This is a genomic window from Pedobacter sp. Leaf216 (assembly GCF_001421515.1).
Classification (GTDB): domain Bacteria; phylum Bacteroidota; class Bacteroidia; order Sphingobacteriales; family Sphingobacteriaceae; genus Pedobacter.
The window spans coordinates 365765-387942 of record NZ_LMKM01000023.1; the positions used below are offsets into that span (position 1 = coordinate 365765).

The 22178-nt window shown below is 40.2% G+C and carries 14 protein-coding genes; 8 read left to right on the plus strand and 6 right to left on the minus strand.

The genetic code is table 11. The features are described 5' to 3' along the window. Window positions 1-3: 3 nt before the first annotated feature. Window positions 4-2010, minus strand: coding sequence for an HD family phosphohydrolase (locus ASE74_RS16900; protein ID WP_157255471.1), 2007 nt, complete (start codon window positions 2008-2010; stop codon window positions 4-6). A 190-nt stretch (window positions 2011-2200) separates the two neighbouring features. On the opposite strand from ASE74_RS16900, the gene ASE74_RS16905 reads away from it, so the two are divergent. The 8 genes from ASE74_RS16905 (at window position 2201) to ASE74_RS16935 (ending at window position 11146) form a co-directional block, all read left to right on the plus strand. Continuing rightward, window positions 2201-3058 (plus strand): SPFH domain-containing protein, encoded by an 858-nt coding sequence (locus tag ASE74_RS16905; protein ID WP_055912012.1) that lies wholly within the window; start codon window positions 2201-2203, stop codon window positions 3056-3058. Window positions 3059-3063: 5 nt separating this feature from the next. Beyond that, window positions 3064-3585, plus strand: a complete 522-nt coding sequence (locus ASE74_RS16910; RefSeq protein ID WP_055911453.1) for a hypothetical protein — start codon at window positions 3064-3066, stop codon at window positions 3583-3585. A gap of 2 nt (window positions 3586-3587) precedes the next feature. Then, window positions 3588-3755 carry an Arc family DNA binding domain-containing protein gene (locus ASE74_RS24465; RefSeq protein WP_082458824.1) on the plus strand — a complete coding sequence of 56 codons (168 nt, stop codon included), beginning with the start codon at window positions 3588-3590 and terminating at the stop codon, window positions 3753-3755. An 809-nt stretch (window positions 3756-4564) separates the two neighbouring features. Next, on the plus strand, window positions 4565-5740 hold the full coding sequence (locus ASE74_RS16915; RefSeq protein WP_055911455.1) for an acetyl-CoA C-acyltransferase: 1176 nt from the start codon (window positions 4565-4567) through the stop codon (window positions 5738-5740). Window positions 5741-5778: 38 nt separating this feature from the next. Continuing rightward, entirely contained in the window at window positions 5779-6675 is an 897-nt protein-coding gene (locus tag ASE74_RS16920) for a hypothetical protein (protein WP_055911457.1), read from the plus strand. 147 nt (window positions 6676-6822) lie between these two features. Continuing rightward, window positions 6823-8418 carry a peptide MFS transporter gene (locus tag ASE74_RS16925; RefSeq protein ID WP_082458825.1) on the plus strand — a complete coding sequence of 532 codons (1596 nt, stop codon included), beginning with the start codon at window positions 6823-6825 and terminating at the stop codon, window positions 8416-8418. A gap of 65 nt (window positions 8419-8483) precedes the next feature. Continuing rightward, on the plus strand, window positions 8484-9965 hold the full coding sequence (locus ASE74_RS16930) for a peptide MFS transporter (RefSeq protein ID WP_055911459.1): 1482 nt from the start codon (window positions 8484-8486) through the stop codon (window positions 9963-9965). Window positions 9966-10411: 446 nt separating this feature from the next. Then, a complete protein-coding gene (locus tag ASE74_RS16935) occupies window positions 10412-11146 on the plus strand; it encodes a polyprenol monophosphomannose synthase (RefSeq protein ID WP_055911461.1) in 735 nt (244 codons plus the stop codon). A 934-nt stretch (window positions 11147-12080) separates the two neighbouring features. Here ASE74_RS16935 and ASE74_RS16940 read toward each other — a convergent pair. The 5 genes from ASE74_RS16940 to ASE74_RS16965 form a co-directional block, all read right to left on the minus strand. Further along, complete coding sequence (locus tag ASE74_RS16940; protein WP_055911463.1) at window positions 12081-12584, minus strand: YdeI/OmpD-associated family protein; 504 nt, start codon at window positions 12582-12584, stop codon at window positions 12081-12083. 1015 nt (window positions 12585-13599) lie between these two features. Next, a complete protein-coding gene (locus ASE74_RS16950; protein WP_055911468.1) occupies window positions 13600-16617 on the minus strand; it encodes a DNA polymerase III subunit alpha in 3018 nt (1005 codons plus the stop codon). A gap of 2 nt (window positions 16618-16619) precedes the next feature. Beyond that, complete coding sequence (dinB, locus tag ASE74_RS16955) at window positions 16620-17942, minus strand: DNA polymerase IV (RefSeq protein WP_055911470.1); 1323 nt, start codon at window positions 17940-17942, stop codon at window positions 16620-16622. Between the two features lie 1241 nt (window positions 17943-19183). Then, a complete protein-coding gene (locus tag ASE74_RS16960) occupies window positions 19184-21148 on the minus strand; it encodes an OmpA family protein (protein WP_055911472.1) in 1965 nt (654 codons plus the stop codon). Window positions 21149-21175: 27 nt separating this feature from the next. After that, window positions 21176-22150, minus strand: a complete 975-nt coding sequence (locus ASE74_RS16965) for a type IX secretion system membrane protein PorP/SprF (RefSeq protein ID WP_235526140.1) — start codon at window positions 22148-22150, stop codon at window positions 21176-21178. Window positions 22151-22178 lie beyond the last annotated feature (28 nt).

Here is a 22178-nt window from a genome sequence, read left to right on the forward strand (position 1 = left end):
AAATTACAAAATTTGTTGATAATCTATTCGCACATGATAGATACTCATAAGCATTGTCTTGAATATCAATTTGATAGTCTCGATATCTTTTAACGTTAAATCGCAGTCATCTAACTGATTTTGCTCCAATTTATAGTTAATTATCCTTTCAACGATGTCATTTATGTTCTGAGCATCGGGATTTTTCAGGCTTCTTGAGGCAGCTTCTACCGAATCTGCCAACATTAACACACCAGTTTCTTTACTAAAAGGGATCGGTCCGGGATAGCGGAAAATGTTTTCGTCGACAAATTTTTCGGGAGTATTTTTTAAAAACGATTGATAAAAATAATCAACACGGGTATTTCCATGGTGCGTTCTGATAAAATCAATAATCGCTTCAGGTATTTGATTTTTTCTCAATATTTCAATCCCTTTGTGCACATGCTGAATAATAATTTGCGCACTTTGCTCATATGGCAATTTATCGTGCGGACTTACAGCCGTATTCTGGTTTTCGATAAAATATTGCGGATTATCCACCTTACCAATATCATGGTATAATGCACCAGCCCTTACCAGCACCGAGTTACCCCCTATTTTAAATATGGCAGCCTCAGCAAGGTTTGCCACCTGTAATGAATGCTGAAACGTTCCAGGAGCTTTAAAAGCAAGTTCTCGCAAAAGTTTATTATTGGTATTGGTCAGCTCGATTAAGGCAACATCAGATGTGATGCCAAAAATACGTTCGAAAAGATAGATTAAAGGGTAAGCCAGTAGTGATAACAGTACGCTAAACACAAAAGGAATAAAATTGATCCACTCTATTTCACGGAAAGAACCCTCGCGCAATAGCGCAATACCAACAAATGAAACAAAATAAGCCATAAGTATAAACAAGGCCGAAACCAGGAACCTTTCGCGCTTAACAAAGTTTTTAATGCTGAATATAGCAACCATCCCGGCCGTAACCTGATAAAATACAAATTCGAAGCTGTTGGCAACAAAAAAACCTGCAATTAAAATCACCAGCATATGCAGGTAAAGTGCCAAACGTGTATCAAAAAGGATCCTGATTATAATAGGCACCACGCAAAACGGAATGTAATACAAACTGGGAATTTCCATTTTAATGGCCCAGGTTAAAGCAAGCAACATCCCAGTGGTTACAATCAGGATTAATGATAACTGGCGGTTATCGGCAAAAATATCCTTCCTGAAAAGAAAAAGGAACGACATTAAAATGGTTAACACAAAACCCACCAAAACCACCTGCCCTAAATAAACGAGTGCCCTGCTGCCTATGGTTTTGGTTTGTGCATCATAAGTGGCTTTATAAGATTCTAATTTTTGATAAATTTCTTCATCAATCACATCATTTTTGGCCACAATAAGTTCACCTTTTTGCACCATTCCTCTTGTGGTAGAGATGTTGTTAATGGTATTATCCTGTATGGTTTGGGTTAGGCGTTCATCAAAAACAATGTTTGGTGTAATGTGATCTATGGCCAGGTTTGCCACCAGATCGTCCATAACCTGGTTAGATGCTTTAAAGTTTTCTTTGAAGAAATTCAATGCAGTTTCTGCGGTAAAAACATCCTGCGTATTTTTCTCTTGTGCTACATTATTCTCCATTAACGAAAAATCGTAGTTTTTACCACCGGTTTGGTGTTTTACATTTAAGCTGATAATGCCTCTCTGGTAAATATTCTGCAGCAACTTATAAGCGTTGCTTTTATATACATCTTTATCTTTTTCGTTAAGTTGCTTGGTTTTCCACTTTACATCAAACTCATTGGCAAATTCTTCCAAAGCATTGGCGGTAATGCTCCTATCAAGTTGATAAACAGGTAATATATCTTTTAAAGCATTTTTTTTATCGGCACTAACCTGAGGATTGGTTTTTAAGATGGCAAAGCTGAAAGGCGAAATCAGGTCCTTATTTTTCCATACCGCATTTTTTTCAAATTCGTACCTAAACCTGGGTTGCTTGGGCAGAAAGAGCGTGATAATGAAAACAGTAAATATCATCATCACATATTTTAGGTTTGATGAATATTTACGATAAAGGATTTTATGTGAGTTTCTCTTGATTTTAGCCAAAACGATGTATTTATTGTACTGTCAAAAATAACATTTTTATCTAATATACATTTTAGAGATTTTGTTTGCAATTACCAGATTTTATATTTTACTTTATGATATCAAATTAATATCAATTATGTATCAAGAAAAAATTATCAGCCCTCCATCCGGGTATTTAACATTTGCACTATCCATCGCCTTATTAGGTGCATCAATTTTCTGTTTTATATCGGAGATTTTTCTCTGGGGCGGGATTTTGCTCGCGGTAGATTTATTTTTAATATTCCCCGGCTTTTTAATTATCAATCCCAATCAATCCATGGTGCTCACCCTGTTTGGTAAATATCTGGGTACCGTTAAACAAGATGGTTTTTTCTGGGTAAATCCGTTAACCACTAAAAGACGCCTTTCGCTTAAAGCCAATAACCTGAACGGGCAACAGTTAAAAGTGAATGATAAACTTGGAAATCCGATTGAGATTGCTGCTGTAGTGGTTTGGAAAGTAAATGAGACGGCAAAAGCTGTTTTTTCTGTAGAAAACTACATGCAATATGTAAACATCCAAAGTGAAGCTGCAGTTAGGCACCTGGCCAATATTTTCCCTTACGACCATGCTGAGGGCGAGGAAACCAGCATTACCTTAAAAGATGGTGCCGAAAAAGTAAGTGAATTATTGGAAAATGAACTGAACGAACGTTTATCAAGAGCGGGCATTGAAGTTTTAGAGGCCCGAATTTCTCACTTAGCCTATGCGCCCGAAATTGCCAGTGCCATGTTACAGCGCCAGCAAGCTACCGCCGTTATTGCAGCCCGTAAATTAATTGTAGAAGGTGCTGTGGGCATGGTAGAAATGGCATTGGAAAAATTATCACAAAAAGGAATTGTTGATCTTGATGAAGAACGCAAAGCTGCTATGGTGAGCAATTTATTGGTTGTTCTATGTGGCGATCGCCATGTGCAACCCGTGGTAAATACAGGAACCTTATACAATTAGGTAAAATGGAATTCGAGGAAAAACAAGGTTTAAAACTTTGGTGGCTTTATATTTTACTGGCAATCGATGCTGTTATGGTGCTGAGTATTGTGCTTTTTGATAAAGGCGGAATGAGTTTCGAAACTTTAAAATCCACTTACTTTGCTCCATTTTGGGCGGTAATGCTTCCTTTTGCGATCATTTTTATGCTTCAAAAAAACAAATTGACTGTGCAAATCGGGAGCCAAGGCATTTCCTATAAATATTTTCCGTTTCAGAGAAAATTTAAATTGTTAAACTGGATCAACATGGAAAAGGTTTACATCAATAAATATGATGCTTTAGGTGATTATGGTGGATTTGGTGTGCGGAACAGGCTTTGGTTTAAATTTAATGATAAAGCCTATATTTTTAACGATAAAAACAAAGGTTTACAGATTGAATTTAAAAACGGAAAAAAATTATTGTTCAGTTCCAATAAAATAGAAGACCTTGAAATTTTCCTGATTAATTTGAAAAAGAGATATAATATACAAGCAATACAATAAGAATGGCGGAGAAAGATAAAAAGGCTTTTGTATTAAGAATTAGTGCTGCTTTATTAAAAGAAGTAGAAACCTGGGCTGCCGATGAGTTTAGGAGTACCAACGGGCAGATTGAGTTTTTACTTACCCAGGCGTTGAAATCGCGAAAGAAAGGGAAAACGAAAGAAGAATAAATTGCGAATTGTTATTTGTTCACTGAAAACTGGGCAAGTGATAACTGGCAACTGGCAACTGGCAACTGTAAACTGATTATTATCAACTGCAAACTGGTAACTGATTATTATCAACTGTAAACTGATTTGGGCGTTACCCCATACCGATGAAAAATCGATATGGGGTCGGGCTTTTCAGGGCTGCGCTACGCTTTGGTACCGATGAAGGATCGGTACTGAACCCTTACAATCCCTAACGCAAAACCCATCGTTTTAAATAAATTTAATTTCTGCACCTGGCAACCACGTCAAAAGCCCATTTTTTTATCGGTTGAGGAATTGAAAGGATTACAGGACTAAATATTGCCATTTATAACTGGCAATTATTAACTGCAAACTGATTAAGGCTTTTCAGGGCTGCGCTTCACTTCGGTACCGATGAAGGATCGGTACTATAACCCTTACAATCCCTAACGCAAAACCCACCGTTTTAAATAAATTCAATTTCTGCACCTGGCAACCACGCCTAAGGCACACTATCTCTGGTAATTTAAACCTGATAGAACAGAAAGCCCGCAACCCGATTTTTCATCGGGTGAGGACTTGAAGAGATAGCAGGACCGCAGACAGCCATTTACACCGAACCACTCCTTTTCAAAAAAAACAAATAACCAAGCACATTTAACTTTCTTGATTTAACGACTAATAAAAATACAATATCAATGTGCTAAATGAATTTCTCATACGTTATTTATAAACCTACAGGTTTTGGAAACCTGCAGGGTTTAACTAACTTAGCGGCCTAACCAAAAATTCATAAAAATTTTCACATGAAAGAAGTTGTAATTGTATCAGCTGTAAGAACACCTATTGGCAGTTTTGGAGGCTCATTAGCTCAGTTTTCTGCCCCTCAACTTGGTGGTTTTGCTATAAAAGCAGCCATCGAAAAAGCTGGTTTAAGGCCAGATCAAATTCAGGAGGTGTATATGGGCAATGTATTATCTGCTAATTTGGGTCAGGCACCAGCCACACAAGCTGCAAAATTTGCCGGCTTACCAGATTTACCTGCAACCACCATAAATAAAGTATGCGCCTCGGGTACAAAAGCCATCATGCTTGCCGCACAAAGTATTGCCAACGGTGATAACGACATAATTGTTGCCGGCGGAATGGAAAGCATGAGCAATGTGCCATATTACCTTGATAAAGCAAGGAACGGTTACAGATTAGGCCACGGACAGCTTACTGATGGGCTTGTAAAAGATGGTTTATGGGATGTTTATAATGATTACCATATGGGCAATGCTGCCGAACTTTGTGCAACAGAATGTAATATCAGTCGCGAAGCGCAGGATAATTTCACCATCACATCATATAAAAGAGCACAAGCTGCACAAACATCTGGCAAATTTGCCGGCGAAATTATAGCGGTAGAGGTGAAAGACCGTAAAGGCGATATTACTGTGGTTGATACGGATGATGAGCCTACAGCGGTTAAATTTGACAAAATACCTTCGCTGAAACCTGTTTTCAAAAAAGATGGAACAGTAACGGCAGCAAACGCATCTACACTTAATGATGGGGCTGCAGCTTTAGTTTTAATGAGTGCAGATAAAGCAAAAGAACTGGGTTTAACACCTTTGGCTAAAATATTAGGCTATGCCGATGCACAGCAGGCCCCGGAATGGTTTACAACGGCCCCATCAAAAGCCATTCCGCTGGCTTTGCATAAAGCAAATATTGATATAAAAAATGTTGATTATTTTGAAATTAACGAGGCTTTTTCTGTAGTTTCTTTGGCTAACAATCAATTATTGAACTTAAACGAAGATCAGGTTAATGTAAACGGTGGCGCAGTATCGTTAGGGCATCCGCTTGGTGCTTCCGGAGCCAGAATTGTAGTTACTTTACTTTCAGTATTGGCACAAAATGAAGGAAAAATAGGCGTTGCAGGAATTTGCAACGGGGGTGGCGGCGCAAGCGCATTAGTTATCGAAAAGTTATAATTTTGGGTCGGCAAATTATTATGGGCCGTTAATTGCATATGAAACATTACAGCTTTTATATCCTCCTCCTTACCGCATTGCTCAGCTTTAACCTAAAAGCACAGCAAAGCCCAAATAAATTGGTTAGTTTTCAGGATACGCTGATTAAAATTTCTGCAAATGTTGTTGCAGCGCAAAGTGATGACCAGAAATTAGCAATAAATGGCAAATTTGTAAAAACTTTGGTTGAAGCTTTAAAAGCACCTAATTCTTTTGCATTCGCCTTTGATTCACTCAAAAATGTATCGGTAATTAAATCTCCAGACCAGGCTTTCAGGATACTAAGCTGGTATGTACTATTGGAAAATGGCAGCTACCGTTATTATGGTGCCATACAACTGAATACCAAAAGCGGCCCGTTAAAACTTTACCCACTAATCGATCAGACTGAAAATCTGAACGATCCAAATATCATTACCAACAACCAGAAATGGTTTGGTGCGAGGTATTACGAAATTGTTCCGGTAACGAGTGGCAACCGACTGCCTTATTACGTACTTTTAGGCTGGAAAGGAAACACACAGGCAACTACTAAAAAGGTAATTGAAGTGCTTTCTTTTGATAAGGACAACCTTACTTTTGGTGCTCCGGTTTTTGATGGAAAAGAACTGAAAGGAAAAAACAGGATGGTATTTGAATATGCAAAATCGAATGCCATGACTTTAAAAACAGATTTAAAAGCGGGCATGATTGTATTTGATCACCTGGCATCTTTCGACCCTGAAATAAAAGACAAATTCGAATATTATGGATCGGATGGTACTTTTGATGGTTTTAAAATTATTGGCGGAAAATTAAAACTGCAAGAAGACCTGACACTTAACAACGATCCTGATGCGAGCGACGAACTTTATGCCGACCCAAAGAAAAATGTAAAACCCATCCGAAAGTTCTGATTTTTAACACAGCTTAACTAAATCATTACCTTACACATTACTTAAAAATTTGTGAGTTTGCCAATCGCTGACTATATTGCGCCCTGCTAAACTAGCTTAAACAACACACAAATTCTGAATTCATAAACTAAAACCAACAAATGTTTTATGCAAACATCTAATGAAATCATTAGTATTGACCATGATAAGGAACTAGACCTCCATTTAAACAGTCAAGGCGTTTCACCCGAAAAATTATTTAGCCATCCGGTTGGCCTTTTTGTACTCTTTTTTACCGAAATGTGGGAAAGATTCAGTTACTATGGAATGCGTGCCATTCTGGTTTTATTCCTGATTAGTGATTTAAGCAAAAACGGTTGGGGCTGGCCACGGCCAGAAGCCTTACAGCTTTATGCTATTTATACAGGTTTAGTATACTTTACACCAATACTTGGTGGTTTAATTGCCGATAGATTTACAGGTTATAGAAAAGCTGTTATCATCGGCGCTTTTATTATGACATTAGGCCATGCTGCAATGGCAATGGAAGGCATCAGCACCAACTTCTTTTATATTGGTTTACTATTGTTAATTATCGGTAACGGATTTTTTAAACCAAATATTTCCTCAATTGTAGGTAAACTATATCCACCAATCAGTGATAAAAAAGATAGTGCTTACGCTATTTTTTACATGGGTATTAACTCCGGAGCCTTTATCGGCATGTTAATGTGTGGTTATATCGGCGAAAAAGTAGGTTGGCATTATGGTTTCGGCCTTGCTGGTATTTTTATGCTTTTTGGTATGCTACAGTTTTATTTCGCTCAGAAAATTTTTGGAGTAATCGGCTCTGCTGTTGATAAAACCAAAGCAGTCGAAAAGGCAGATCCTACTGTTGAAGAAATTCCTGCAAAGGTTAGAAGTCAACGTTTATGGGTGATCGCTATTTTATCTATTTTTACCATTTTCTTCTGGATGGTATTCGAACAGGCAGGTGGTTCAATGACCATTTTTGCAAAAGATTATACGCTCAGAAACTTAACCGGCGGAGCAGCAACTACCTTTAAATGGGTTGATGCGATTTTAACCATATTTCCATTGGTAGCTGTAACTTTCGTACTGCTTTCGTTAGCCGGAAAAATTTTCAAAAAATATCCTGCAACCATTTTATTTACACTATTGAGTTTTGCCATCATCTGGGTGTTGGCAATCTGGAAGGTAAGCAGAGAAATGGGATCGGTAAGTACCGAAGTTCCGGCTTCATGGTTCAGTGTATTAAACTCTTTCTTTATTGTATCCTTGGCCCCTATTGTTTCAAAAATCTGGGAAACCAAATTTAATCCTAGCGGACCTGTAAAATTCGGTTTTGGATTGATTTTCGTTGGTATCGGTTTTGCAGGCTTAGCTTATGGCGGCTCATCTATTCCACAAGGAGCTACCTCCGCTGAAGTAAGTTTATTCTGGTTAATTTTTGCCTATTTCTTCCACACTGTTGGTGAGTTGTGCATCTCTCCTGTCGGATTATCTTATGTGAGTAAGCTTGCACCTTCAAACCTTGTTGGTTTAATGTTTGGTGTATTTTTTACCTGTACCGCTATTGGTAATTATTTAGCTGGTGCAACCGGATCTTTGATTGACAAAATAAGTTCTGCTTATTCAATTTCTACATTTTTCTTAATTTTCACTATAATACCAATTGTTGCGGGTTTAATTATGTTTGCCATAAGCCCTATTTTGCGCAAATGGATGCATGGTGTTCACTAATCAAAAATATATTTTTACCAAAAAGCCCGATCAACAATCGGGCTTTTAATTTTTAAACCTATTTAATGGAAAAAACAGTTTCAATAGAAGATATTCAAAATTTTGAGGGTAAATATCCAAAACAGCTCTGGCATTTATCGCTGGTAGAAATGTGGGAGCGTTTCTGTTTTTATGGCATGCGCGGGGTATTGGCTTTCTTCATGGTTGAACAATTGGGCCTGAGCGATCAAAAATCAAATTTACAATACGGTGCCATACAGGCTTTTGTGTATGCTTTTACCTTTATAGGTGGTATTTTTGCCGATAAGATTTTGGGCTTCAGGAAATCGTTATTCTGGGGTGGTTCTTTAATGATTATTGGCAACCTGGTTCTGGCTTTTTCTCCGCACGATCTTTTTTATGTAGGCATTACTTTATCTATTATCGGGACAGGTTTTTTTAAACCCAATGTTTCCTCAATGGTGGGCGAATTGTACCATGAAAAGGATAACCGCAGAGATGCGGGCTATGGTCTTTTTTATGCCGGAATAAATGTTGGTGGTTTGCTGGGCGGCGCAATGTGCATTTACCTGGGCAAATATTATAACTGGCATTTGTGTTTCTTATCGGCTGCATTGGTGATGATGTTTGGCTTGGGCACCTTTATTTTTACTAAAAAACATTTAGGGCCTATCGGAAATTCTCCGTTATCGCACCTTAAAAAATCAAGACAACAGTTTTCAGAAATTGCCGTTTACGCGGGGTCGATATTGTGCATCCCGTTGATTTACATTATGGTAAAAAATACCGCTTTTACCGATTATTTCATGTACACAATTGGAGCTGTGGCTTTGATTTATTTCTTGTTCGAAACCTTTAAAATTAAAGACAAAAAGGCTCAATACAAGCTGTTGGCTGCTTTCGTTTTTATATTCTGTTACTTTATTTTCATGGCTATATCCGAGCAAAGCGGTGGTTCCCTGTCGTTGTTTGCGAAGGATAACCTTGATCATAAAATTTTGTTCTTTAATATCGACCCCAATGTGGTAAACAATAGTGTTAACTCATTATTTGTAATTGTTTTTAGTCCGATTGTAGGTATTTTATGGTTGGGATTGTATAAACGCAAAATTGAACCGAATACTGTTGTCAAATTCGGGATCGGTTTCCTGCTACTGGCGGTAAGTTTTTATGTGTTTTATGCCACAAGATTCTTTGCAAATGCACAAGGCATAACCTCCTTAAACGTTTTTACCCTCGCCTATTTATTGCTAACCCTCGGCGAACTTTGTTTGGGGCCGATTGGGATGTCGATAATTACGAAGCTTTCTCCAAAGAAAATGTTTGGAATGATGATGGGACTTTGGTTTTTATCAAGTGCTTTTGGTCAGTTGGCTGCCGGAAAGTTAGGCGCAGAGATGTCGAGTATTGATCATGCTTCGTTGTCTACAAAGTTAATGGCCTATACAGAAGGTTATAAATCTTTGGCCATATATTCTTTAATTGCAGGTTTGGCGCTGATTATTTTTTCACAACTGGTTAAAAGGTTGATGCAGGAGGTGCGGTAGAAAATAAGGTGTCATCCTTTGCGTAGTTGAAGGATAATCTTTTTCATTAGTCAGAGAGAAAAATCTTAGCCTGTGCTTAGATCGAGTATGGTTTACAAGAGGTGGGCAATTTGGAAACGGGGGAACAGTAGTTCTTAAAGGCCTGCTATCCCGCCATTCGCTATAGTCCATACGAAAACTCGGGAGCTGCCGCTGCTTTCGGGTTTAGGAACAAAGGTTTGTACCTTGAAAAATGAAGGTTAAAGCTCGAAGGGACTTAAATAACGATCCGGGTTACAAACCCACACCAATGAGAAGCTGAAAAACTTAGTTGAACACGCTAATCATTCCGAATTAATGAATTTTCATAAAGGTTTCACTTTTAATATTTACTTTCGCAGTTTAAAAGCAAAATATAATTCAATTATATACATTCAAAGCTTAATTATTAAATAACCACAAGCAACGTGTCAGATAGTTTAGTCATCATACCTACTTATAACGAGAAGGAAAATATTGAAAAGATCATTAGAAAGGTTTTTTCTTTAACACAACCTTTTCATGTTTTAATTATTGATGACGGTTCTCCGGATGGAACAGCTGAAATCGTTAAATCGTTACAGGCTGAGTACGAGGGGCATTTATTTATCGAAGAACGTGCAGGCAAACAAGGTTTGGGTACAGCATATATATATGGCTTTAATTGGGCTTTGCAAAGAGATTATGCTTACATTTTTGAAATGGACGCAGATTTTTCACATAATCCGGATGATTTGGCCCGCTTGCGAGAGGCTTGCGTAAATGGTGCAGATGTGGCCATAGGATCGCGTTATGTTAAGGGTGTAAATGTGGTAAACTGGCCTATGGGAAGGGTTTTAATGTCGTACTTTGCTTCGATGTATGTGCGTTTTATTACCCGGATCAACATTCAGGATGCAACTGCAGGTTTTAAATGTTACCGTAGAATTGTATTGGAAACCATTCCGTTAAATAAAATTAAATTTGTGGGTTACGCCTTTCAGATCGAAATGAAGTTTACCGCCATAAAATTTGGTTTTAAAGTGGTGGAAGTTCCCATTATCTTTACCGACCGTACCGAAGGTACATCCAAAATGAGCACCCGTATTTTTAGGGAAGCTTTTTTAGGTGTAATACAAATGAAGGTTTGGAGTTGGTTTAGGAGTTATAAAAGGGAGTCTTAAGTTTGGAGCTGGGAGCCTGGGGTTTAGCGTTCCTAAATGATAAATAATTTAAATTTTGGACTGGAAAACAGGAGTTGGATTTCTAAGTACCTAGCTGTTTGCTCTTTGCGAGACTCCGAACTAAAAACTCGAAACTCACAACTCACTTTCCCGAGTCTTAAGTTTGGAGCTGGGAGCCTGAAGTTTAGAGTTTCTAAATGCCGAATAATTTAAATTTGGGACTGGAAAACAGGAGTTGGATTTCTAAGTACCTAGCTGTTTGCTCTTTGCGAGACTCCGAACTAAAAACGCCAAACTCACAACTTACTTTCCAGAATCTTAAGTTTGGAGCTGGGAGCCTGAAGTTTAGAGTTTCTAAATGCCGAATAATTTAATTTGGGACTGGAAAACAGGAGCTGGGAGCTCTAAGTACCTAGCTGTTTGCTCTTTGCAAGACTCCGAACTAAAAACTCCAAACTCACAACTTACATTCCGCAGTCTTAAGTTTGGAGCTGGAAGCCTTGAGTTTAGAGTTCCTAAATGATAAATAATTTAAATTTGGGGCTGGAAAACAGGAGTTGGGATTTCTAAGTACCTAGCTGTTTGCTTTTTGCGAGACTCCAAACTAAAAACTCCAAACTCACAACTTACTTCCCGAGTCTTAAGTTTGGAGCTGGGAGCCTGGAGTTCCTAAATGCCGAATAATTTAAATTTGGGACTGAAAAACAGCAGTTGGGAGTTCTAAGCACCTAGTTGTTTGCTCTTTGCGAGGCTCCGAACTAAAAACTCCAAACTCACAACTTACTTCCCCGAGTCTTAAGTTTGGAGCTGGGAGCCTGAAGTTTAGAGTTTCTAAATGCCGAATAATTTAAATTTGGGACTGGAAAACAGGAGTTGGATTTCTAAGTACCTAGCTGTTTGCTCTTTGCGAGACTCCGAACTAAAAACGCCAAACTCACAACTTACTTTCCCTTATCATTGTACCAAAATCCTGTCCTTTATCCATCGCTTTAACCGTCATCACAATTCTTTTAGTCCGTGTAGGTTCTGTTTTGGCTTGGTTAATCCAGTTGATGTAATAGTTCTGGTGCGACTTAGGCTGTTTTAAAAAGTTATGCATTAAATGTTCTTCTTCTGATAGACAGATGTCGAGATCTTCGGGCATTTCGACCTTGAAATCTTTATCTTCTTCTAAATAAAGCTCAACAACAGCACCAGATTCCTTTTTTAGTTTTTTACGGACTTCGCTTTTTAAAGCTATTATAAAATCACCCTCACCCATAGGAGTGGTTGCCATTCCGGCAACTTCAAGTTGATCTATTTTACCTTTTACCCTAAAACTTTTTTTGCAACCAGGCTTAATTTCGTTTGCCAATGCCGCCGGAACAAACACATAACTCCAGCCAGTTTTTTCACCCATGCTCTCAAAACGTTCTATCTCTGCTTTAATGTGGACCATGGTTTAAAGATAAATATTATGTTTTAACTTGTAAATGAATAATACTTTAGCAATAGTAGATTACTTTATAAACTGATTATTAATAACACAGCGTCATCTCGACTGAAGCGCAGCGGAATGGAGAGATCTATTGATATTGGGATTTAATTACGGCGATGTTTCCGATCGAAAGCTTTCTTTAAATGAGCATTCATTACAATTTATCACCGCAAAAACCTTGGTTTATATATTTGTCACGTTGAGCTTGTCAGAAACGCTTTGAGGGGAATTTAAGCAAACCCTTCCACAAGCTCAGGATGACACTTTTGTTTAAGATATGTACTGAATTAATATAAAAAGGTCTGTGGAGACACAGACCTTGGAGTTAGGAAAGATATTATCGACTGAAGCGTAGCGGAATGGAGAGATCTTAAGATAAAATATCTGAGGCAGATTTCTCGGCTACGCTCGAAAGGACGACTTAATTGTTATTTAGATTTTATGAAAAATTAAAAGAAAATAAATTCAACCGCATAACAGAATTTATTAAATTATTAATCGGCTCAAAAACAACCCAATTTATGAGCCGATTAGCAGAATTAATCGGCTCATTATCTTCAAATCAGGTTTTAAAACTACTTAACAGTTTACTTTTTTGTATTAACTACTTAAGGAATTTAAGACTAATTCTGTGAAGGGAAGAATTTTTTAAGGCTTGTAACCAAGGGGGCTTTTATTTGATTTATAGCGCATGCTATAGCGATCGTTGTAAGATTGCTTCGTCGGCTGAAAAAGCCTTCTCGCAATGACGATACCCATAGGATATTCATTTCTTTAAATAGGATATTCGTTTCTTTAAAATCATGTCACTTATATTAGTTTTTATAAATAAATTATCCCTCAGGATGGCACCATTGTTTAAAATAGGTACTGAATAAATATAAAAAGGGCTGTGGAGACACAGACCTTGGAGTTACAAAACAAGCAGATTTTTGTAATGACGACTCAATTCTAGGTCTAGTTCCCCTAATGATGCTTAATCAATCGCTACCGGGTTCATCCGGATATCCAGCTTGGCAAACTTTAAAACTTCGATGCTTTGAAAGCCAAAATCTTCTACTACCTTTCCTAAAATAAGGTAACAGCCTTTTCCCTTAAAAGGATACATGGGTGTGGAATTGGGGAAGTGGGTGGTATCAAAAAAGTCGCCATTGGCATCTAAAAAAGTACCGAACCACATTTTGGTATTCTTAATGGTATGTACTGTTTTTTCGCATACATAATTACCAACCATCCTTACTGTTTTGCCTAAGTGTTTATGCATATCTGCGGCCATGGTATCGCCCCTGTAAGGTGTTTTCAGAAAATCGAACATGTTATAATTAAGCGGATAACCCAACAACTCCAATTCTGTGTAGGCATTTTCGAGTTCGGAATCGGCCAGTTCGGGAAGCTGGTAAGTTTTGTAACTTAGTTTAAATAGCTCGGCATGGTTTACTTTCTTCTGTTTAAAACCTAAGTAATTGTGCACATCCCAAAGCAGGGTTTTACGGTCTTTGCCTGTAAAACGCAGCGCGCCTAAACGGATTAAAATAATGGCTTGTTCAAGGGAAATGCAGGTGCGTTTCACAAAATCTTCTAGATCGAGATATTTTCCGTTTGCCTTCCGTTCTTGCGGAATGGTCTGAATGTATTTTCCTTCTAAACCCTGGATGCCAATAAAACCAAGATAGGCATCTTCGCCATTGATGTTTACCACTTCATCACTACGGTTAACACAGGGTAAATGTACTTTCGCACCAGTTTTCTGCAACTCGTGCACATACACCCACCTGCTGTAAAAGCCACCATAATTATTAAGCACGGCTACCATAAACTCCATTGGATGATAGGTTTTGAGGTATAAACTCTGATAACTTTCTACCGCAAAAGATGCAGAATGGGCTTTAGAAAAGCTATATCCTGCAAAAGAGGAGATTTGCCGCCATACTTCTGTAATGAGCTCTTCGGAGTGGCCTTCTTTCCGGGCGGAGGCAAAAAACTTTTTTACCAGTTCCTCGAAAGCAAGTTTAGAACGGTATTTACCACTCATGGCTTTACGAAGAATATCAGCATCAGACAGATCCAAACCTGCAAAATAATGGCAAACTTTAATCACATCTTCCTGGTAAACCATTACGCCATAGGTTTCGCTAAGCCGCTCTTTCATCACTTCGCAAAGGTATACCACCTTATCGGGTGCATGGTAGCGTTCGATATACGATTTCATCATACCCGAGCTGGCCACACCTGGCCGGATAATTGAACTGGCGGCTACAAGGGTGAGGTAATTTTCGCATTTTAGCTTTTTGAGCAATTGCCTCATTGCCGGCGATTCGATGTAAAAACAACCTATGGGCTGACCTTCTTTAAGGATAGCATTTAATTTCCGGTCTGTTTTAAAAGTTTTAAAATCGTGTATATCAATATCCAGGTCTTTATTTTTCTTAATCAGTTGTACGGCCTCGCGAATGTGCCCAATACCGCGCTGACTTAAAATATCAAATTTCTCATAACCAATGGCTTCAGCTTCATACATATCCCATTGAACGGTTGGAAAACCTTTTGGGGGCATATCCAAAGCGGTATAATAGGTAATCGGTTCTTCGGAAATCAAAATCCCCCCGGCATGGATAGATCGCTGGTTGGGCATTCCTTTCATGTATTGGTATACAGCCAGCAGCTTCTTGTAAGTAGCATTCAGCAAGTTTTCGCGCTCTTTTGTAGGATCGGTAAAACCATCAATTTCTCCCTTGGGCAAACCCAACACTTTACCGATTTCCCTGATGATTGCCCGATCTTTAAAAGTGCTCATGGTACCCAAAAAAGCAACATGCCATTTAGGATAGCGGCTAAAAATATAACGCTGTATTACTTCGCGTTCATCCCATGAAAAATCGATATCAAAATCTGGCGGACTGGTTCTTTTTTCGTGGAGAAAACGTTCGAAGTACAAATCAAGATCAATCGGATCTACATCTGTAATGCGCAAGCAATAGGCTACAATACTGTTTGCGCCTGAGCCACGGCCAACATGATAGAAACCGCAGGTATTCATGGCATAGTTTACAATGTCGTGAGTGATCAGAAAATAAGCGCAAAAGTTTTTAAGTTCAATAATCCGCAATTCTTTTTCCAAACGCTTAACGGCTTCCGGATTGTTTTCGCCATAGCGGTATATTAACCCTTCTTCGGCCAGCTCGCGAAGCATTTTTTTATCTCCGGCCAAGCCTTCGCTGGTGTAGAAAAGCTTATTTTTAGATTTAGGCACCGCACTATCTTCAAAATAGGCACTTAAATCGCAACTGTTTATCAGTTTTTGTGTGTTTTGAACAATAAAAGGGTATTGTTCGAATTTCTGCGTGAGTACTGCTTCTGGAATCAGGTATTCGTCTGCATCGCATTTTTGTTCTTCGGGTACTTTACTTAAAAGCGTATTGAGCTCAATGGCCCTAAAATACTGGTGCAAACGGTGGGTAATTTTATCATTTACGGTAACGGGATGCCACACCAGCAATTTTTCTTTTTGCTTTAAAAGCGGGTGCTGATACAAAAGGTTAAGCTGTTTAGCGCGGATTCCTACAAATTCATTTTCCTTTAGTGTTTTATTTAAAGTTTTTTGAAAGGGATATACAATGTATACGTTTTCCATTTCGGGCGGAATTTCGGGCAAAGGAATGTGGTTGATGTTGTGGTGACTCAAAAATTCATTCAATTCGCGCATACCCTCCCTGTTTCTGGCAATGCCCACATACAACAACCTGTTGTTGAGCCTGAATTCGATACCTGCTACCGGTTTAAGCTGATATGGTATATTCCCTTTGTGTATTTCATCAGCCTCTTTGGCAATCCCCTGCCTGTAGCATTCACGTATAAATTCTACAGCACCGGTTGAATTATTGATATCGGTTAATACCATCTGGTGAATGCCAAGCGATCGCGCAGTAGCAATCAATTGCTCAACACTCAGCGTGCCATATTTCAGGCTATATGAAGAATGCACATTTAAAAACATCGCTAATCATATGATTTTGTACCCCTTGTGCCTTTTTCGCTCATAAAACTCCTGATTTTGGATCGTTTTCTTACTTCCAAATCTTCTTTCGGCTCTCCTTCTTCCGTATTCCCAATCAGCACTTTCTTTTTGCGGGGATTGTATTTTATCACTTTTCCCTTTTCATCGCGGGGTGGCTGGGTAACTATGCAGGCTTTTACCACTGCTTCGGCACCGTAATGATTGCGCACCTTATCCATAGCCTGGTAAAGACTATATTCTTCTTCGGCGATATTATATAAACCAATCTGCTCGTAACCGCTTACCAAATGCGAAAGCTTTACCCCCACCAAACGCAGCAACATCCGTTTTGAATATAATTTTTCGAACAGGTTATGTGCCTTGCTGATCAAAAACGAATCGAGTGAGGTGTATGGAATTCTTTCCTGCTGGGTAACTGTTTCAAAATTGGTATAACGTACGGTTACAGTAATGCAGGCGGTTAGTTTTTTTTGGTTGCGCAACTGAAAAGTTAATCCGGTAACCATTCCGGTAATAATGGCTTTCAGTTTGGCCATATCCATCGTATCGCTTTCGAAAGTGGCTTGTGTACCTATTGATTTTCTTTCGCGGTAAGGCACAACCGGCGAAAGGTCGATCCCGTTGGCTTTTTGCCATAAACTTAATCCCTGCTGACCCAATATTTTAAACATCAGCTGTTGCGGAATCTGTGTGAGGGTAAGGATTTCGCGCACTCCCATTTCGCTCAGTTTTTTATAGGTGGCATGGCCGATACCCGGAATTTTATGAATGGCCAGCGGATCGAGAAATGGCCGCAGTTCGGGATAGGTAACCTGCAATTCGCCATCCGGTTTTGATTCGTTTGTAGCAATTTTGGCTACGGTTTTGTTGATGGATAAGCCAAAGGAAATGGGCAGACCCATCTCTCTGATAATTGTTTGCCTGAGTTCGGATGCAAACTTCATGCAGCCAAAAAAGCGGTCCATACCAGTCATATCAATATAGTGCTCATCAATGCTGGCTTTCTCGAAAAGCGGAACTTTATCGGCAATAATTTCGGTGATTTCGTGCGAGGCCTTTGAATACTCTTCCATATCGCCTTTTAAAAATATTGCCCCCGGACAAAGTAGTTTGGCCGTACGCCCGGGCATTGCCGAGTGTACCCCGTATTTGCGCGCCTCGTAACTGCAGGATGCGACTACGCCCCTATCACCGCCGCCTCCAATAATAACCGGTTTCCCAATTAAATTGGAATTCTTTCTAATTTCTACCGACACAAAAAATGCATCCTGATCCATATGAATAATCTGCCTCTCTTTTACCATTTCTGTACAATTGGGATGATTGAGATCAAAAATACTAATATAATTAGTTTTATTAATAATCTCTAGCTCTAACTTATGAACATAATACTAACAATTTTAGTTTTAATGTTTGTTATCAAAAAGGTTTTGGCTACGGAAATATGGGAAGGTAGCGATTAGCTTTTGTACCTTACTTTCCGCATAGATCGCAAAAACATCAGTATCAGTTGCGAGAGCTTTACAATGCTTTGCAGACCTATCAGAATAGATTGCGAAGATGCCGGTATCAATTGCGAGACGTTCACTTTACTTTGCGAGCCTTCCAGTGTCAATTGCGTAAGTTTCAGTATCGATTGCAAAATAGCCACTGTGTTTCGCGAGCTTTCCAGTATCGATTGCGTAAGTTTCAGTATCAATTGCGAGACGTTCACAGTGTCGAAGGGTTTTAACCACAGATTACACAGTTCAGTTTGCCACGGAAACACAGAAAGCACGGAGAATTCATAGATTGTAATCCCCTGGTTATGTCATTCTGCGTCATTGCGAGAAGGCTTTTTCAGCCGACGAAGAAATCTTTATGGTAAGGCTCACTAGCATGTAGTCGAAGGGCTTTAACCACAGATTTACACAGAGATCATTTTTAGCCTCGGAAACACAGAAAGCACGGAGAATTCATAGATTGTAATCCTATGGTCGTGTCATTTTGCGTCATTGYGAGAAGGCTTTTTCAGCCGACGAAGCAATCTTTATGGCAAGGCTCACTAGCATGTAGTCGAAGGACTTTAACCACAGATTTACACAGTTCAGTTTGCCACGGAAACACAGAAAGGATGAACCTAAATTTACGCAACCATTATTATACAAAACCATCGAAAAACACCCTAACCNGAGAAGGCTTTTTCAGCCGACGAAGCAATCTTTATGGCAAGGCTCACTAGCATGTAGTCGAAGGACTTTAACCACAGATTTACACAGTTCAGTTTGCCACGGAAACACAGAAAGCAGGGAGAATTCATAGATTGTAATCCCATGGCCGTCATTTTGCGTCATTGCGAGAAGGCTTTTTCAGCCGACGAAGCAATCTTTATGGCAAGGCTCACTAGCATGTAAACTGAAGCTCTACGGTAAAAATTCATAGATTGTAATCCCATGGCCGTCATTTTGCGTCATTGCGAGAAGGCTTTTTCAGCCGACGAAGCAATCTTTATGGCAAGGCTCACTAGCATGAAAGATTGCTTCGTACCTCAGCAATGACGACCGCTTTACTGCTTTACGATTTTAAACTCCGTACGTCTGTTCAACTGGTGATCTGTTTCGCTACACGCTACACCATTTGCACATTTGTTAAGCAGTTGGGTTTCGCCATAACCTTTGGCGGTAATGCGGTTTTTATCAATGCCTTTTGAGATAATGTACTGAACTGCCGATTCTGCTCTTTTTTGCGATAGGTTCAGGTTGTAGCCATCTTTACCCCTGCTGTCGGTGTGCGAACCCAGTTCGATCCAGATCGTCGGGTTATCAGTCATGATCTTTACCAGTTTGTCGAGTTCAACCGCTGCATCTGCACGGATGTTCCATTTGTCGAAATCGTAATAAATGTTTTCAATCCTGATTCCCTTATCAATTACAATAGCTTCCAGATATAAATCCTGGTTGAGCACACTAGAAGTGGTTAAACCAATGGTAGCCAGGTTTTCCACATCAGATCGGTAACCGGTTTTCTCTGCCGAAACATTGTATTCTGTTTCTTTGGTCAGATTAAATCTGTAGCTGCCGTTTTCATCGGTTTCTGTTTTCAGGATCGAGCCGTTTACTTTCGCCAGGCTCACCAAAGCGCCTGCAATAGGCTGGTTGCTGTTCTTGTCGAAAACCCTTCCCTCCAGCTTAAAGGCGAGGATCATTTTCTGATCGATGGTGTAAATATCATCACTGCCCATGCCGCCCTCACGGTTGGAAGACAGGTAAACAATGCCACCCTTTTCATTCAGGCTGAAACCGAAATCATCCTGCGGGGAGTTTAAAGGATAGCCCAGGTTTTCAATCCGGCCAATGCTGCCACCTTCCCTCAGGGCCATGAAAACATCCAGTCCACCCATCCCGGTCCGGCCGTTGCTGGAGAAATAAAAGTTGTCCTTGTCATCAAAAAATGGACTCCTGTCGTTCCCCTCCGTATTCACCTCTTTCAGGTTGATGGGTTTGCCCCATGCACCCGCATCGGTTTTAAGGCAGACATAAATATCTGTAGCACCAACTCCACCGGGCATGTTCGAAGCAAAGTAAAGGCTGTTGCCATCTTTGGTAATGAAGGGGTCGCCGACAGAATAACCGTTCACATCATTGTATGCAAAAGAAACAGGTTCGCCCCAAACGCCATCCGTACCCTTGGTGCTGCTGTAAATTTCCACATTTACAGTTGTAGGTTTGTTCTTTACTTTTTCCAGTTCGCTGGAGATCCGTGTTAAGGTAAAATACATGGTTTTGCCGTCGCCCGTAAAACTTGCCGAACCTACATGGTAACTTGTTCCCGCTTTTAGAGGGAACAACTGTAAACTGTCGGTTGGCGAAGGTTTTACATACAGTTTCAGGTATCCGTTGCCCGTCCATCCGTAAACCTGTTTGTCCGGTTCCTTCGATCCGTCGAAACGTAAAAAAGGTTTGTTTTCCTGTTCAGATCCTGATCCCTTTACCGCCCTGTCGGAAGTAAAAACCACCCCGCCCTGATAGTCAACCGCACCCCAGTCAGACTGTGCACTGTTCAACGCCACCTGGTTCACCAGCTCGGTTTTCTTCGGGTTCCTGATCCATTTCAAGGCCGAATCGCAGGAAGAGACCCAAACGGCCTGCTGCTTTTCCGGTACGTCTTTCTTTTTATCGATGTAATTCAGATACTGAACTTTCGCCTCGCTGTATTTCGAATTGCTCTGCAATGCCCTGGCATAGGCCAAAATATTTTCCGGTCTGCTGCCCGGCATCTGAGAGGCGATGGCGTACCAGCTTTCGGCCTGTTTATAGTTGTAAACCATGGCATAGGCACTGGCCAGACGCTCTGCCGCATGCAGGGATTTTTTCTTCTGATAGGCCTGTTCGTAAAGATCAACCGCTTTGCTGTAGTTGAACAGTTCGTAAGCTTTGTCGGCATCTTTTATTACATACTGCGCCCTGGCCGGAAAACCGGTTGCAAACAGAAAATATGCAGAAAGGCAGGCACCTATTAAAATTCTTTTCATTGTGATCAGATTACTGGATGTTGTTGTTTAAAATACCCTTGGGGTTGCCATTCTAACGTTCGGTTTGATGAACGAATAAGATAGCGAGATCTCATGCGTTCCGCCGCTGTAACCTTGCAAAGGGCCAACGGAAAAGTCGTAACCGTAACCGATCCTGATTTTTTCCGATGGGAAGATCTGGATGGCGGCCACCGCGGAGTTCCTTGGCGTAAGGTCTTTCTGCAGGTAGCTTTTATCATAAAGTTTTACTCCGGTACGGTAAGAACCGCCCACCCATAAAAAATCCTTGATCAGCAGGAAGGCGTTCACATCCAGACTGGTAGGGCCGCCCCGGTCATCCTTTATCAGAAAGGAAGGCTTGATCTGGAAATCCTCAGATAGCGGGAACAAAGCCCCGGCGGTCAGATAATAATGCGGTTTTGGCTGTGGGATAAAGGCATAGCGGTCGATGTTGATGTAGGTGGCGATCAGGTTGTCAACCGAAAAGCCTGCATAATACCTGTCGTTTGCAAAATAAACCCCTGCCCTTGCATCGGGCACAATAGTGCTCTGCATGCCCACGGGCTGGTTGGGCTCCGGGTTGTTCGGGTTCAGCATTGAGCCGTCAATCCCCAACTGTACCATGCCAATACCGAGGCCTAATGCCAATCTTGAGCTTCCGTCGTCGTTCATCCTGATGCGGTAAGCATAGTTGCCGTAAATGCTCAGGTTGTTCTGCGCACCCAGTTTATCGCTGGCCACCTGAAGCGCCAAACCTACGTTGCCGCTGTTGGCAATGGCATCAACCGCGAGCGACATGCTCCTTGGTGCCCCGGTAATGCCCGTCCACTGGCTCCGGTAAAAACTGTGCACATTCAGCACTTCCTTATATCCTGCGTAAGCCGGGTTGATATAAATCCCGTTGAACATATACTGGCTGTACTGGGCATCCTGTTGTGCAGATGCCGGTCGCGAAAGCAACAAAAACGAACCTGCTATTAACAATATTAATTTCTTCATCATCGTAATATCTTAAAGCGCAACCGGGTTG